This window comes from Fictibacillus sp. BK138 (assembly GCF_004216955.1).
Taxonomy (GTDB): Bacteria; Bacillota; Bacilli; order Bacillales; family Fictibacillaceae; genus Fictibacillus.
Window position 1 is genome coordinate 709,533 of record NZ_SGXL01000001.1, and the last position, 14,433, is coordinate 723,965.

The 14,433-nt window shown below is 37.3% G+C and carries 15 protein-coding genes; 13 read left to right on the forward strand and 2 right to left on the reverse strand.

Annotated elements, in window-relative coordinates; genetic code table 11:
* Positions 1-273 precede the first annotated feature (273 nt).
* The 10 genes from EV282_RS03370 to EV282_RS03415 all read left to right on the forward strand — a co-directional run bounded on the left by EV282_RS03370 (position 274) and on the right by EV282_RS03415 (position 9,116).
* A complete protein-coding gene (locus EV282_RS03370; protein ID WP_130293792.1) occupies positions 274-654 on the forward strand; it encodes a hypothetical protein in 381 nt (126 codons plus the stop codon).
* Positions 655-819: 165 nt separating this feature from the next.
* Complete coding sequence (locus EV282_RS03375; protein ID WP_130293794.1) at positions 820-1,023, forward strand: hypothetical protein; 204 nt, start codon at positions 820-822, stop codon at positions 1,021-1,023.
* A 401-nt stretch (positions 1,024-1,424) separates the two neighbouring features.
* Complete coding sequence (locus EV282_RS03380) at positions 1,425-1,793, forward strand: hypothetical protein (protein WP_130293796.1); 369 nt, start codon at positions 1,425-1,427, stop codon at positions 1,791-1,793.
* 373 nt (positions 1,794-2,166) lie between these two features.
* Positions 2,167-2,316 (forward strand): hypothetical protein, encoded by a 150-nt coding sequence (locus tag EV282_RS20100; protein WP_165389342.1) that lies wholly within the window; start codon positions 2,167-2,169, stop codon positions 2,314-2,316.
* 523 nt (positions 2,317-2,839) lie between these two features.
* Positions 2,840-5,014: a type IA DNA topoisomerase gene (locus EV282_RS03390; protein ID WP_130293800.1), complete on the forward strand. Its 2,175-nt coding sequence runs from the start codon at positions 2,840-2,842 to the stop codon at positions 5,012-5,014.
* A gap of 190 nt (positions 5,015-5,204) precedes the next feature.
* Positions 5,205-5,639 carry a VOC family protein gene (locus EV282_RS03395; protein WP_130293802.1) on the forward strand — a complete coding sequence of 145 codons (435 nt, stop codon included), beginning with the start codon at positions 5,205-5,207 and terminating at the stop codon, positions 5,637-5,639.
* A gap of 137 nt (positions 5,640-5,776) precedes the next feature.
* The gene (locus EV282_RS03400; protein WP_130293804.1) at positions 5,777-6,343 is read left to right on the forward strand and encodes a GNAT family N-acetyltransferase; all 567 of its coding nucleotides are present in this window, start codon (positions 5,777-5,779) and stop codon (positions 6,341-6,343) included.
* Positions 6,344-6,531: 188 nt separating this feature from the next.
* Positions 6,532-7,026 (forward strand): Lrp/AsnC family transcriptional regulator, encoded by a 495-nt coding sequence (locus tag EV282_RS03405; RefSeq protein ID WP_130293806.1) that lies wholly within the window; start codon positions 6,532-6,534, stop codon positions 7,024-7,026.
* Positions 7,026-8,195: an aminotransferase gene (locus EV282_RS03410; protein ID WP_130296885.1), complete on the forward strand. Its 1,170-nt coding sequence runs from the start codon at positions 7,026-7,028 to the stop codon at positions 8,193-8,195. Before EV282_RS03405 ends, EV282_RS03410 begins: the two co-directional genes overlap by 1 nt.
* 234 nt (positions 8,196-8,429) lie before the next feature.
* Complete coding sequence (locus tag EV282_RS03415; protein WP_130293808.1) at positions 8,430-9,116, forward strand: HAD family hydrolase; 687 nt, start codon at positions 8,430-8,432, stop codon at positions 9,114-9,116.
* Between the two features lie 241 nt (positions 9,117-9,357).
* On the opposite strand, the gene EV282_RS03420 is transcribed toward EV282_RS03415, so the two are convergent.
* Together EV282_RS03420 and EV282_RS03425 are read right to left on the reverse strand one after the other, a co-directional pair.
* The gene (locus EV282_RS03420) at positions 9,358-9,612 is read right to left on the reverse strand and encodes a YuzF family protein (RefSeq protein WP_242611820.1); all 255 of its coding nucleotides are present in this window, start codon (positions 9,610-9,612) and stop codon (positions 9,358-9,360) included.
* 227 nt (positions 9,613-9,839) lie between these two features.
* Positions 9,840-10,418 (reverse strand): DUF421 domain-containing protein, encoded by a 579-nt coding sequence (locus EV282_RS03425; protein WP_242611821.1) that lies wholly within the window; start codon positions 10,416-10,418, stop codon positions 9,840-9,842.
* Positions 10,419-10,852: 434 nt separating this feature from the next.
* On the opposite strand from EV282_RS03425, the gene EV282_RS03430 reads away from it, so the two are divergent.
* From EV282_RS03430 to EV282_RS03440, 3 genes are read left to right on the forward strand one after another with little or no spacing between them, the layout of a single operon-like run.
* Positions 10,853-11,653 (forward strand): alpha/beta fold hydrolase, encoded by an 801-nt coding sequence (locus tag EV282_RS03430; protein WP_130293812.1) that lies wholly within the window; start codon positions 10,853-10,855, stop codon positions 11,651-11,653.
* A gap of 48 nt (positions 11,654-11,701) precedes the next feature.
* Positions 11,702-13,762, forward strand: a complete 2,061-nt coding sequence (locus EV282_RS03435; RefSeq protein WP_130293814.1) for a molybdopterin-containing oxidoreductase family protein — start codon at positions 11,702-11,704, stop codon at positions 13,760-13,762.
* A complete protein-coding gene (locus EV282_RS03440) occupies positions 13,752-14,345 on the forward strand; it encodes a YdeI/OmpD-associated family protein (RefSeq protein WP_130293816.1) in 594 nt (197 codons plus the stop codon). The genes EV282_RS03435 and EV282_RS03440 overlap by 11 nt, the downstream gene beginning before the upstream one ends.
* Positions 14,346-14,433 lie beyond the last annotated feature (88 nt).

Below are 14,433 nucleotides of genomic sequence, written 5' to 3' on the forward strand. Positions count from 1 at the left end.
TGCAGCATCCATACAACCCTTTTTATAAATTTAGTTTGAGAACAATCCTAATTTCCTCATTTGTTTTAAGTGTACCAATAACTATGATAGTTGCATTTTTAAATATGGAAATTAGATAAATGATATTTCACTAACAGGTGGGTTGCCCAAGAAGGATTAACGCTTTTTTATGGAACTTATTGAACAAACGTAGCAGGTTAGCTGAATATGAAAATAACATTAAGAAATGAATGCGTGTTAAATGTGTACATTTTTTACATAGGAGGAACTTATTTGAAAAAAAGAAAATTCGTGTTTTTTTTCATCTATTTAATTTCATTAGTAATTATTAGTGGATGTAATAAACCACCAGAAAAAGATATAAGTGACGCTGTTTCGAAATCAGAGGAATATTTTAAAAAGTCAAAAGGTATTGATTGTGTTGGAGCATTTGATGGTGAAACTGTAAAGTTTAGACTACTTCTCGAAGAGCAACCAACAGTTGAGGAAGCAACTAAGCTAATTAATGAAGTATTAAAAGATATTGAAAAGAATTTAAAAAATACGAACACTTGGGATTATTACAATGCCAAATTAGATTTAGCATATAAAGATACCATTATATTTGAAGGAACAAAAGAATCAGGTAAAAAATTAATGGTTAAGTTTAAATAATAGTCTTTATCACATCCTCTTATTCAACTAACGGGTGCATTTCTTCAAGAAGGAGAAATGTACTTTTTTAATTAGATTAGGGTGCGTTTATTTAGGAAGGTAAAGCACTCTTTTTATTGAATCTATTGTACAAACAAGCTTTTAATACACATAATAGGAGGATCAATGGAGATAGGACAAGAAAGAATCTTTAATAAAGCCTTTAATGAAAAGGGATTAGAAAATGTGGTTTTATGGGATGTTCAGAATATTATTGATGGTCAATTAGTTAAAATTAAATTCATTTCAAAAAACTCGCCTCACAGACAGGGAACTTGGATAAGAACTGATAAAGGTATAGAAATATCTGAATTAAATAGTGAAGTCTAAAGAGCATAAGCTTATGGGAGGACACATCTCCAGAAGAAGTTATAATTAAATGTCATACTAACGATGGCAAATTGAGTATTTATAATATTTGGGATGAAGGTGACGGCAGAGAATCTGAAGCGCACTCATCGGGAATGTTGATAATCGAAAATGACAGTTTATGTGTTTATAAATGTAATTCATATGGATTTGAAACTGAATTTAATGATTTGGTATTTTCTCTTGAAAAGCTTTAATTCGTTTTTCAGCAAACGGGTGCTTTTATTGAAGATCCAAGGAGCTGATTATGCAGCTCTTTATATTAAGCAAACGTGCAGGATTGTGGAAGAAAGATGCCCTTTAAACTAAATATAAATAAGTATTGTAAAAAAACCTACATTACACTCAATGGAGAGATAAAGATGGGGATGGATATTCCAGATGAATTAGACCTAATTTCAGTTTTTGAATCAATACCTAAAAGGAAAGATGAAACAGATATTTTCTATTACGATCAATCAACCTTTCTATTAGAAACCGATAATGAAGTATACGAGATAATCTTATCTCCTTTTTATCACGAATTTTCTATGAGTATTAAGGAAAAGAAAACAGATGAGGAATTGTCACATCTCGAATTACTCTCTGTAAATAAAATTGAAATTGTAAAAGACAGTAAGGATTATTCAAAAATACGTTTGTTTCACGGTGAATCGGATAGATATGAAAATATTATTGAAATAACTTTCAAGCCTAGATTTAAATTGATTTTCAGAGAACAATATCGTTGATTTTGTTCCACTATCGGGTGCTTAAATTGAATAAGAGTAAAACGATCAGATTTTTGTCTGGTCGCTTTTGATGTTATGTACATATCCAATTATAATACTAATTCACTTGCTAAAAGCCTTGCGAATTACAATTTTCTTCTCTAATTCAACTTGAGTCTTTTTTTATTCTACAATCGCGCCATATTGTTAAATAGGACATTTAATGATAAGGTATTTATCAATATAACCGATCATTTGTAACCTAGAATATATTACTAAATTTCTAATGTTTTTACTGATATTTGCATAGTTAACCGTACACTATAAAGTAAAAAGGTATATTATACTTGTCGAATAGATTTCTCTTTAAAGATAAGAAAAGTAGGTGAGCAAAGTGGGGAAATATCAATTGGATAACAAAGGTCAGGTAGCTGTGACAAAGTTCCATGAAAAACAGACACCAGTCAAATTTGATAAAAAGAAGCATATTGAAAAATTACGTGCGGATTATTTAAAAAAGAAACAGAAACAAACAGATAAATAATAGGAATGAAAACATAGGAAGATTAAATTTTTCCTATGTTTTTCTTATTCTGAGCTTTTACTGAACAAGAAGCCGCCCTTTGAATTTAGTGGATGATTATTGGGTCTGTAAACGAAATGGTACAATAAGAAGTAAACCCACAGATATCAGATTGAAATCTTGGATTTAACAAATTAATGTTTAGTCCAAATGAAGAGGTATGACTAGTCAAAAAAGAAATGTGTAATAAGGGTAGTGCATCGCTTCCCTTATTTTTCTTTTAGAAAAAGGCTCATTTCTAAAAGATTGTTGCTTTTGGGTGTTTTCCAATCTCCTCCTTTGCAAGTTGAATGGAACGGAAGGTTGCCGACTCCTACGGGACGAGCGGACAGGTGGAGACTCTTAATAGCGCAAAGCGGCAGGAGGCTCACCGCACGCCCCGTGGAAAGCGAGCAACCTGGAGTGGAAATCAACTACTTTCGGAGAGCAACAATGTATACGGAAACAGCTTAGTAAAAAAAATTATGTGCAAAGGTGAAGTCCTATGAGCAAAGTAGTCATTCTAGCTGAGAAACCGTCACAAGCTAAGGCTTATGCAGATGCCTTTTCAATAAAAAAGAAAGACAAAACCTTTATTGAGTTAAACCCATGCAGCATATTTCCGTATGGCGCAACACTTACATGGGGAGTCGGCCATCTCGTAGAGCTGAAGCAACCGAAAGAATATAAGCCAGAATGGGGAACATGGCGTTTATCTTCCTTACCGATTTTGCCTGAACGATATGAATTTAAGGTAGCGTCAGGAAAATATGAACAGTTTAATGCGGTAAAACGGTTGTTTAAGGAAGCGGACATCATCATTAACGGTTGCGATGTTGATCGTGAGGGTTCGAACATTTTTTATTCGATCTACCATATGACAGGTGTGAGAGGCAAGACCATTAAACGACTATGGATTAACTCTCTGGAAGTGGATGAGGTCCGAAAAGGGTTTTCTAACCTTCATGATAATGAGAAAGATCTATTACTTTATGCAGAAGCGAAAACACGTCAAATCTCTGATTGGCTCGTTGGCATGAACGGAAGCCGCCTGTATACCTTACTCTTACAACAAAAGGGACTTAAAGATAGCTTGAGCATTGGCAGGGTGCAGTCGCCAACAACATACTTGATCTATCAAAGACACCTCGAGATCGAGAACTTTGTAGCTAAACCGTTTTATGAGATTGATGGCCACTTTACAGCTTCCAATGGTAAATATAAAGGAAAAGCTAAAATAAAAAGTGAAAACAAAGAAGAAGTTCAACAGCTGCTTAATCAGCACAACATCGCAGGAAATGATACGGGTATCATTAAATCCGTCTCAAAAAAGGAAATGCGTATTAAATCACCTAAACTGCATGCGCTCTCCACTCTGCAATCAACAGCAAATAAACGATGGAAATACAGTCCGAAGAAGGTTCTGGATACGGTTCAAAAATTGTACGATAAGAAAATTTTATCCTACCCAAGAACAGATACGCAATACATAACGGAAAATGAGTTTGCCTATCTATCTGCTAATCTTGAAAGCTATCAAGGTCTCATTGAGAACCGTTTTACCCCAATTTCTAAAAGACCAAATAAAAGGTATGTGGATGGATCAAAGGTACAAGAACACTATGCGATTGTTCCTACCAAAATGGTTCCAACGCGTGCGAAAATTCAAGGGTTATCAATAGAAGAGAGAAACATTTACTATGAAGTATTAAACACAACTTTAGCTATGTTTCATCATGATTATGTGTATGAAGAAACAAAAGTAACAACGGATGTGAATGGTTTAGATTTCGAGACGGTAGGAAAAACAGAAATCAGCAAAGGCTGGAGAGAACTGTTTAACTACAGTTCAAATGATAATAAAAGTAAGAATAATGACAACGCTGCACAACCTCTTCCTAAACTTGAAGAAGGGGAGAACGTGAAGAGTCTGGTCAAAATGAAAGAAGGTCTGACCACTCCTCCCAAGCCATACACGGAAGGTCAACTAATTTCCATGATGAAAACGTGCGGAAAATCGGTTGAAAATGAAGAAGAGATGGAAATCTTAAAAGAAGTGGAAGGCTTAGGAACGGAAGCGACACGAAGTGGGATCATCGAAACCATAAAAAAACACCAATACATTGAAGTGAAAAAGAACCTTGTATATATTACCGAAAAAGGGAAGATTCTTTGTCAGTCGATAGAAGGTAACCTGCTTTCCAGCCCTTCCATGACGGCAAAATGGGAAAACTATCTAAAGAAAATCGGAAACGGAAACGGCACACCTCAAGCGTTTTTGGGAAGTATCGCAAAGTTTCTTAACAAACTGATCGAAGAAGTACCTGGACAACTGAATGCTGAATCAATCCAGCAGAGTATTGATGGTGTTAAGAATATGAATCAGGTCCCAATCGCTGTGTGTCCTCGCTGCAAAAAAGGAAACATCACCACGAATCGTTCATACTATAGCTGCTCAGAATATGCGAATGGTTGTAAACAAACCTTTCCGGGGAAAATTCTAAGTAAAAATATTACTGAGAAGCAAGTTAAGGATTTATGTACGAAAGGCAAAACAAATGTCATTAAAGGATTCAAGCCAAAAGCAAAAGAGAAGAGAAAGTTCGATGCTATGCTCATATTAAAGGAAGATTTGACGATAGGTTTTGAGTTTCCTAAAAAGCAATTTGCTAAGAAATAAAGGAATAATTTAGCAATCACATGCTCTTAAGCCTTTGTTATTCAAGGATGCGTTGATCTCAAAAGGATTAACGCTTTTTTTATGGAACTTATTTAAAAACTAGCAGATTAATTGAAGTATATTTTTATGTTTTAAGCAAATTTCAATTTCAAGCAAACCTTAAAATAATAGAAACATAGGAGTATGAGATATGAAGATAAATAGAATAGATCATGTGAGTATTAACGTAAACGATCTTGCAAAGGCTAAAGAGTTTTTTCTTGATTTAGGACTTGAAGTGAAAGCCGAATGGGAATTGGAAGGAAGTCAGTTGGACAGAATAGTTGGGCTTCAAAATGTTAAAACGGCATGTGTAGGATTGGGAATGCCAGAAGGTTTAGCATGGATAGAACTAGTCAAATATTATACACCGTTAGATGAAATAGATATTCAGCAACCTTTTGCAAATACGCTGGGTATCCGACATATATGCTTTGCTGTTGAAGATATTGAAGCTATTATTGCAAAGTTGAAAAAGAAAGGTACGAAAATCTTTAGTGAGATACAGCAATATGAAGAAAGTTATAAGCTATGCTACGTTCGTGGTCCAGAGGGAATTATTTTAGAACTGGCGGAGAAAATCTGATAAATATTGAATAGAACTTTAAAAGATTTAATTTTAAAGATTTCTCATAAACCATCGGGTACATTTCTATAAGAAGGAGAAATGTTCTTACTGCTTTTCATTATTAATTTAAAATACTCAAGGGGAGGGAAAATTAAATGAATCCTTTGTTATTAGATATTCCTTTACAATTAGAAACCGATAGGCTAATTCTTCGAGCACCACTTCATTCGGGAGAGGGAGAAATTGTGTATCAAGCAATTAAAGATTCCTATTATGAATTAAAAGCGTGGTTGTCACTTTTTCAAGAAATTCCTACTATTGAAGAAACAGAGATCCTGTTAAGGAATGCTCATATAGATTTTTTAAAAAGAGAAAGTTTTCGTTTTCTTATTTTTGATAAAGGCGGCGACAAGGACTTTATTGGAACGGCGAGCCTTCATAGAATTGACTGGGACATTCCAAAATGTGAAATGGGGTACTGGATTAATACAAAATATAGCGGTAATGGATATATGACGGAAGCGGTAAAGGAGTTAGCTGATTTCGGATTGAATCACCTCGGATTTAAGAGAATTGAAATACGATGTGAATCTAGAAACTCTAAAAGTCGCTTTATACCGGAAAAACTTGGTTTTGTATACGAAGGTACTTTAAGGAATGAGGATCGATCCGCAGATGGCAGCCAGCTGATTGACACTTGTATTTATTCTAAAATAAATTAACATCCCTTAAATTAAAGGCAACAAAAAAAATTATCTCAATGCAAGTCTTCAAGAAAAGGGTGTCTTTCTTCGAGAAGAAGAGCTCCACTGTTTTTTATATTTCAAATTAATTCTAAAGTTTCAGAGTGGCTTAACTTAGAGGGTTTGTTATAATGGTCAGCATATTCTACTAAAAGCGAGTGATTGATTTGGATTCTAAAGAACGCGAACTATTGCAATTAATCGAAAAAAACGGACGTCTTGAAACAGCAACGATCGCAAGGTTAATGGGTATTTCAGTGGATGAAACAAAGCAAATCCTAGAAAAGCTCGAAAAAGAAAAAGTTATACTAGGGTACTCTGCTATTATTGACTGGACGAAAGGTACCGAAGAAGGAGCTGTAACAGCCATGATTGATGTAAAAGTCACACCGAAGCGAGGTGTCGGCTTTGATAAAGTTGCTGAGCGAATCTACCGTTTCCCTGAGGTTAAAGCGGTCTATCTCATGTCAGGCGTTTACGATTTGTCGGTATCGATCGAAGGTAAAACGATGGCAGAAGTTGGCCGTTTTGTATCTGAAAAACTCTCGACAATAGATTCGGTCATATCGACAACTACTCATTTCATTTTAAAAAAATACAAGCATGACGGCCTTGTTTTTAGTGATAATGATGAGGATAAACGAATAGTGGTGTCGCCGTGATTACAGAACCCACTTCAAAATATTTAGCAAATACCGTGCAATCCATTCAGCCATCTGGTATCCGTCGTTTTTTTGATCTTGCTTCTTCTATGGAAAACGTCATTTCCCTAGGCGTCGGTGAGCCGGATTTCGTTACACCTTGGAACGTGATAGAAGCAAGTTATCACTCGTTGGAACAGGGCTATACGGCTTATACAGCCAATGCCGGACTTTTGGAGTTGAGGAAAGAGATTTCTCGATATATGAAAAGGCGATTTGGAGTTACGTACAGTGCGGAAGAAGAAATGGTGGTTACAGTCGGTGCTTCACAGGCAATTGATCTTGCTTTACGTGCGGTCGTTAACCCCGGAGAAGAAGTCATTGTCGTTGAGCCAAGCTTTGTTTCCTATGCGCCAACAGTAACATTGGCAGGCGGAGTCCCTGTTCCGGTAAATACGTATAGCCAGGATGATTTCAAACTTCAGCCTGAACAAATTGAAGCTGTTATAACTGAAAAAACGAAAGTCATTATGTTATGCAGTCCGAATAATCCAACAGGCACTGTGTTGTCAAAGGGAGATTTGGAAAGAATTGCGGAGGTAGTGGAGAAGCATGACCTGCTCGTTATTTCAGATGAAATTTACGCGGAACTAACGTACGATGAACCGTATACAAGTTTTTCTGCTGTGAGAAATATGCGGGACCGAACGATCTTAATTTCTGGATTTTCAAAAGCATTTGCTATGACCGGTTGGAGATTAGGCTTTGCCTGCGGTCCTAAAGCTATTTTGCAAGCCATGCTGAAAATACATCAGTACACGATGATGTGCGCTCCGACCATGGCTCAGCATGCAGCTCTTGAAGCGCTCGTTAATGGACAGAAAGATGTCGTGAAAATGAAAGAAAGCTATCGGCAGCGCCGCAGTTTGGTCATTCATGCTTTAGAGGAAATGGGTTTATCGTGCCATGTCCCAGGTGGTGCTTTTTATGTATTTCCCTCTATTGAAAAGACTGGACTGTCATCTGAAGAGTTGGCAGAACAGCTCCTGATGAAAGAGCAGGTTGCAGTTGTACCGGGTAGTGTTTTTGGAGAAAGCGGTGAGGGGCATGTCCGCTGTTCTTATGCAACCTCCGTTCAAAAGCTTGAAGAAGCAATGCGTCGAATTGACCGGTTTATAAAAACGTTATAAGGATTTGTTTGACAAAGGTTGCAATTGTTACACCAAGATCGAGAAAACGAGAGAGAGTAATTTTCGAATGGTGCATTTCTAGAACAAGGAATGCATCTTTTTTAATTTTGGAAGAAGGGTTATTAAGTATTTCCCAATTTTGTTATGTTTCCACATAGGGTGAGTAATATGAAGCGTGCGAAGTCATAATTAAGGGTATTTATCTTGTGAATGCAAGGATAGGAGAGTGTTAATTTGATAAAAGCTGTATTGTTTGATTTGGACGGAACGCTTTTGGACCGCGACACATCGGTTAAGAAATTTGTAGAGGATCAGCATACCCGTCTGTCATCCGTGCTGTCCCATATTCCTAAAAAAAAATTTGCAGAAAGATTTATTGAGCTTGAGCAGAACGGATATGTGTGGAAAGACAAAGTATATCTGAAGCTAGCCGAGGAGTTGGCTGTCAAGAGAATGCCCCCAGGAGAACTGCTCGATGACTATTTAACACAGTTCAAACACCATTGCACGCCGTTTCCAAACCTTGTGAGCATGCTGGATGAACTGAAGAAAAAAGGCCTGCGTCTAGGGTTGGTCACGAACGGATACGGTGTGTTTCAAAATGACACCATTAAAGCACTTGAAATTAAGGAATACTTCGACGCGATCCTTATATCTGAGATGGAGGGGCTGAGGAAGCCCGATCCACAATTGTTCGAGAGAGCTGCAGAGAGATTAAATGTTAAGACGACAGAATGCATGTTCGTTGGCGATCACCCGAAAAATGACGTAGAAGCCGCGAAGAACACTGGAATGTTAGCCGTCTGGAAAACAAGCCCTCACTGGGACGAAGCCGAAGCAGCCGATTATACAATAACTGATCTGGCAGATGTGAAACTGATTATAGAAGATAAGGAAAAGGCTGTACAAACGTTTATATAATTAAAAATAAATTCCTTGAATTGGAAAGTATAGCGAGGGTGCATTTCTGTAATAAGAAATGTGCCTCTTTTTTATGAAACAGACCAGATTAAAGAAGATTCAAAAATGATAATAACTCAAACAGACTTATTCTTTTTTTATGGATTAATCTGTTTGAGTTTATAGGAACATCTTTAGCGCACAGAGACCAGATGGTTTGTTAGCTTACCTGCTGAAGTAGCTAAATAGATCATGGCTGGGTTTAAGATTCAGGCATGATCCAAACGATTTCACATAGGCGAACATAGAATGTAGAATCATGCTCTTGAATAACAACATGATCAGGCTTTGCATCGACAACCATTCCACTAACGGAACCACGTGTGGTATCTAGGACGGCTCTTTTTCCTATTAAACCTCGTAACGCTTCATATACGAAAGGTTCTATGACTATAACTTGCATGGGTCCGTTTTGTGGTACTTGCGGATTTAAGCGATAGGCATACATAGGGTTCATTCTCGTTCCTCCAATAGTATGATGCTTTTTTACCTTATCAAATTATGAAAGTATTGCTTGAAAGGTTCCGATAGGCATTTTCATGATTCTGTCATTGAAATATTGATGATAAACTAGCAAGTGGACAAATATAGCTAGCAGAAGCCAGAAAAGTAGATATCTAGGTGAGGTTGAATATTGTATCTATCCTCATAAAAAATGAGGGCTGCTATTCTCCTAAAGATCCCCTACTGAAGTTGATCAGGATTTGAATTCGTATGACCATTGATAATTTCATTAAAAATACTCGGTTTTTCAGATTTTTGTACGGGAAACGTGTAGCCGTAAGCCTGCATCATTTTTTTGAAATCACCGACGGTTAAAGGTTTAGCATCTTCCGTAAATTCGTAGCCAAGCTGGCCGTTTGTTTCGATCGTACCTGTTTTTAGGTCTGTAATATTTGAGATCCCTGTTTGTCTTAATCGTTTCTCAAGCTGGTCTACGGTTAATCTGAGGCGCTTTAGGTTCTTGATATTTAGTTGACCGTTTTCTATTACGACTATTGATTTTCCAGTTAATAAATTCTCAAAAAGATTGAATTTCACTTGAAGAAATTCAAGCATGATGAGAACACTTACAAAAATGGTAGCAGCAATAATTGTACGAACTACACTCGTTTCGATGATCGGCTGCACGATGATCGTTCCGATAGATATCATGACAACCGTTGTAGCTAGTGTCATTTGAGAGATAGATTTTCTGCCTGAGAGGCGTAGTAACAAAATACCAACAAAGATTAACAAAAAAGATTGCCATATGAAATCCACTATTTTCACCATCCATTTTTCATTTATTCTCTATGCCTCTATTTTCTTATGAAAAGTAACGATAAAATGAAAGATTTTAACCCCACTAAGTTTCTACTTGTATTAAGGGGGGATACGACTATAACTTTGAACTTTTTTATATTGTGCCTTCTTAACAACATTGTATGTATAAAAAACTTACTATTAGTTTAGCTTAGTTTACTCTCATTTTTCCCGCTAAAGATACCTAATCAAAGTATAATAAAAAATCACTGAACTTCTATGTTTGATAACTCCTTTTCAAATAAATTGAATTAGGATAATTAATCTTTGGGTGAGCTTGTTTTTATTTAATAGGTGCATTTCTTCATGAAGGAGAAGTGCATTTTCTTATTGAATGTAATAGCAGAAATGTTGAATTTTTTTGATTGGGTTATAGATCGGGGATCATTATGATGAATTGTAAAGTAAAGATGGGCAGTATTTTTTATGAAGTCGTTGGAGAGGGTAAACCTTTATTGATCCTCCATTCTATGGGAACAGATCACCGTTCTATGAAGGCTTGGATTGAACCCATTTTTAAACATATTAATGGGTACCAAAGAATTTACATAGACTTGCCCGCACACGGAAAAAGTGCTATTGATGAAAACGTTAGATCAACGGATGATATGCTTGTAAATATTTTCGATTTTATAGATACCATTATTCCTAATAAGACCTTCTCTTTAATAGGCTTTTCTTTTGGTGGGTATTTAGCTCAAGGAATCTTGCACTATAGACGGAACCAAATAAAAAGTATTTGTTTACTTGCATCTGCTCTTCATCTAAAAGAGAGGACATTGCCTGAAAAAGTAGTTCTAGAAAAAGATGAATCTATACTCGGTGGATTGGATTCTGATAAAAAAACTGCTTTTGAAACACTGTTTGTCTACCAAAATAAAGAGAGCTTGGACTGTTTTTTAAGAGAAATACAACCGGGGCGGTTATTAGCCAACAGAGACTTTTTAACATCAAATTGGAGAGAAGAGGGATACTTTTTCTCAGAAGAACCTTTTCATGATGTTTCTGAGCTACAGCAGCAAGCACTTATTATCCTTGGTAAACAAGATCATATTTGTGGATATAAAGATTATGATTTTCTCCTCAATACATTTCCACATTCAACTTTTGTTATAGTAGATAAAACAGGACACATGCTTCAAATTGAGAAACGCAAAATCATACAACAACTAGTAGAAGATTGGTTAGCATGAATAGTCCCGACTGATGTTTGCGTGACACCAATAGAAAGGAGACTGACTATGTCCTCTTTTTTAGATAAACCGGATGGGATTTTTCCTTCCGTATGTTCACTGGACTGCCCGGATCAATGCGGGCTGCTTCTTCATAAAAAGAACGGAAAAATTATTAAAGTCGAGGGTGACCCCGATCATCCCGTTACGAAGGGATTTATTTGCAACAAAGTACGAAATATGACAGAACGAATCTATGATAAAAAACGGCTCAAATACCCTATGAAGCGAATTGGTGCAAAAGGAGAAGGAGAATTTGTGCGAATCAGCTGGGAGGAAGCTATCCATACGATTACCACCCGCTGGAAGGAACTGCTGCAAAACGACAGTGCCGAAAGTATTCTTCCCTACAGTTTTTACGGGAATATGGGAAACCTCAGTGCTGAAGGGATGGACCGCCGTTTCTTCAATCGATTGGGAGCCTCACAGCTCGACAGGAGTATCTGTAACTCTGCCGGTGCAGAAGGTTACAAATATACGATGGGTGGCAGTTATGGGACCGATCCTGAGGAGACCATCCACACTAAACTGTTTATTTTTTGGGGTGTTAATGCTGTAAGTACGAACATGCATCAAGCTACCCTTGCTCAACAAGCACGGAAACAAAATGGCGCTAAAATCGTTGTGATTGATGTTCATAAAAACAAAACGGCTAGACTAGCAGACTGGTTTATCCCCATTTTACCCGGGACGGATACTGCTCTCGCTCTAGGACTGATGCATATTTTGTTCGCTGAAAATATGGTGGATTCCTCATTTTTGGAACAGTTCACAGTCGGTCATGAAGAGTTGCGTGAACATGTCTTACAGTATGATCCTGTTACTGTATCGAACATTACCGGTGTTCCGGTGGAGGATATTATAAAACTTGCAAGAATGTATGGTGAAACTTCGCCTGCTTTTATCCGGATTGGAAATGGTCCGCAGCATCACGACAATGGCGGTATGTTTGTGAGAACGATCTCATGCCTTCCTGCTTTAACCGGACAGTGGCTGGTAAAAGGAGGAGGGGCGATAAAAGGAAATTCCGCTTATCTTTCCCACAATACAGCTAAATTGCAGCGGCCTGATTTGTTAAAGAAGAAAAGGACGCGTGTGATTAATATGAATTTGTTAGGAGAAGCATTGCATACTTTAGATCCCCCTGTAAAATCGCTCTATGTATATGGGACTAATCCTGCTGTTGTTGCGCCAGCTGCCAATAAAATTCGGAGCGGATTGGAACGGGAAGACCTATTTACTGTCGTTCATGATCTATTCTTAACAGAGACGGCAAGATACGCAGACATTGTGTTACCGGCTACATCATCCTTTGAAAACACGGATTTTTATACATCGTATTGGCATCACTATATTCAGCTTCAGCAGCCTGTAATCGAACCATTCGAGGAATCAAAATCAAACACGGACGTGTTCCGGCTTCTGGCTAAAGGGATGGGCTTTACCGAAGCGGCATTTGGTGAGACGGACGGAGAATTAATCGAGCAATCACTAGAAAATCCTATGAATCCTTATACGGAAGAGATAAATTACGAAGCCTTAACGAAACATCAGTACCTGAAGGCAAAGGCAAAATTTCCTGACAGACTGCCCACGCCGAGCGGAAAGATTGAACTATATTCAGAAAGGATGAAACAGGACGGTTATCCTCCATTACCGACCTATATACCTATAATAAAGGATTCTGATCATCCCTTTCAATTTATTGCGGCGCCAAACCATAATTTTTTGAATTCAACGTTTGCGAACCAGACAAAACATGTTGAACTTGAAAAAGAACCTGTAGTGGTTTTGAATCGAGAAGATGCTGAAAAGTTGAACATAAATGATGGAGAGCAGGTACGAGTTTGGAACGAGCGAGGAGAATGTATTTTAAAGGCGAGTGTTGGAGACAATGTTCTTCCCGGTGTGGCTGTTACTCAAGGCCTCTGGGGTGCAGTGGATGGAACAAAACATCTGGTAAACGCGCTTACGCCTGATCGCATCGCAGACATGGGTGGGGGTGCTACCTTTTTCTCAGGGAGAGTATCTATCGAAAAGTTAAGAGGAGTGTTCCTTGATGACAGATAATAGAACGAATCGTAAAGTGGATGGATTTTTACGAAAAGCAAAACAGTGGAAGGAAGAATTTGAGAAGCTAAGAACGATCATTCTTGAAACTGGATTGACTGAAGATATTAAATGGATGCATCCTTGTTATATGTTTGAGGATAAAAATGTTGTTTTAATGCATGGGTTCAAAGAATATTGCGCACTTCTCTTTCATAAAGGAGCTTTGTTGAAAGACCCCCAAGGTATTCTAATTCAGCAAACGGAGAACGTGCAGGCGGCAAGGCAGATTCGATTCACCAATGTTAAAGAAATCGTAGAAATGGAATCCATCTTAAAGGACTATATTCTTGAAGCCATTGAAATTGAAAAAGCGGGTTTGAAAGTAGAATTAAAAAAGCATGAAGAATATCAAATTCCTGATGAACTTCAAAGTAAATTCGACGATACCCCTGCTTTGAAGCCTGCTTTTGAAGCTTTGACACCAGGAAGGCAGCGAGCATACATTCTTTATTTTTCTAAACCGAAACAATCCAAGACTCGAGTTTCGAGGGTTGAAAAATATATGCAGCAAATTCTCGATGGAAAAGGATTAAATGATTAGTGCATAAAAAACTTGCTAACAAAAGTGTACCTTTTTTACGAGGAGGTACATTTTATTTGTAATTTACGTGCGTTTCTTCAAGAAGGAA

Excerpts from the sequence above, each read along its gene's own strand:
- EV282_RS03375 (WP_130293794.1), top strand. The coding sequence starts at position 820 with ATGGAGATAGGACAAGAAAGAATCTTTAATAAAGCCTTTAATGAAAAG.
- EV282_RS03380 (WP_130293796.1), top strand. The coding sequence starts at position 1,425 with ATGGGGATGGATATTCCAGATGAATTAGACCTAATTTCAGTTTTTGAA.
- EV282_RS03390 (WP_130293800.1), top strand. The coding sequence starts at position 2,840 with ATGAGCAAAGTAGTCATTCTAGCTGAGAAACCGTCACAAGCTAAGGCT.
- EV282_RS03395 (WP_130293802.1), top strand. The coding sequence starts at position 5,205 with ATGAAGATAAATAGAATAGATCATGTGAGTATTAACGTAAACGATCTT.
- EV282_RS03400 (WP_130293804.1), top strand. The coding sequence starts at position 5,777 with ATGAATCCTTTGTTATTAGATATTCCTTTACAATTAGAAACCGATAGG.
- EV282_RS03420 (WP_242611820.1), bottom strand. The coding sequence starts at position 9,612 with ATGAACCCTATGTATGCCTATCGCTTAAATCCGCAAGTACCACAAAAC.
- EV282_RS03430 (WP_130293812.1), top strand. The coding sequence starts at position 10,853 with ATGAATTGTAAAGTAAAGATGGGCAGTATTTTTTATGAAGTCGTTGGA.
- EV282_RS03435 (WP_130293814.1), top strand. The coding sequence starts at position 11,702 with ATGTCCTCTTTTTTAGATAAACCGGATGGGATTTTTCCTTCCGTATGT.
- EV282_RS03440 (WP_130293816.1), top strand. The coding sequence starts at position 13,752 with ATGACAGATAATAGAACGAATCGTAAAGTGGATGGATTTTTACGAAAA.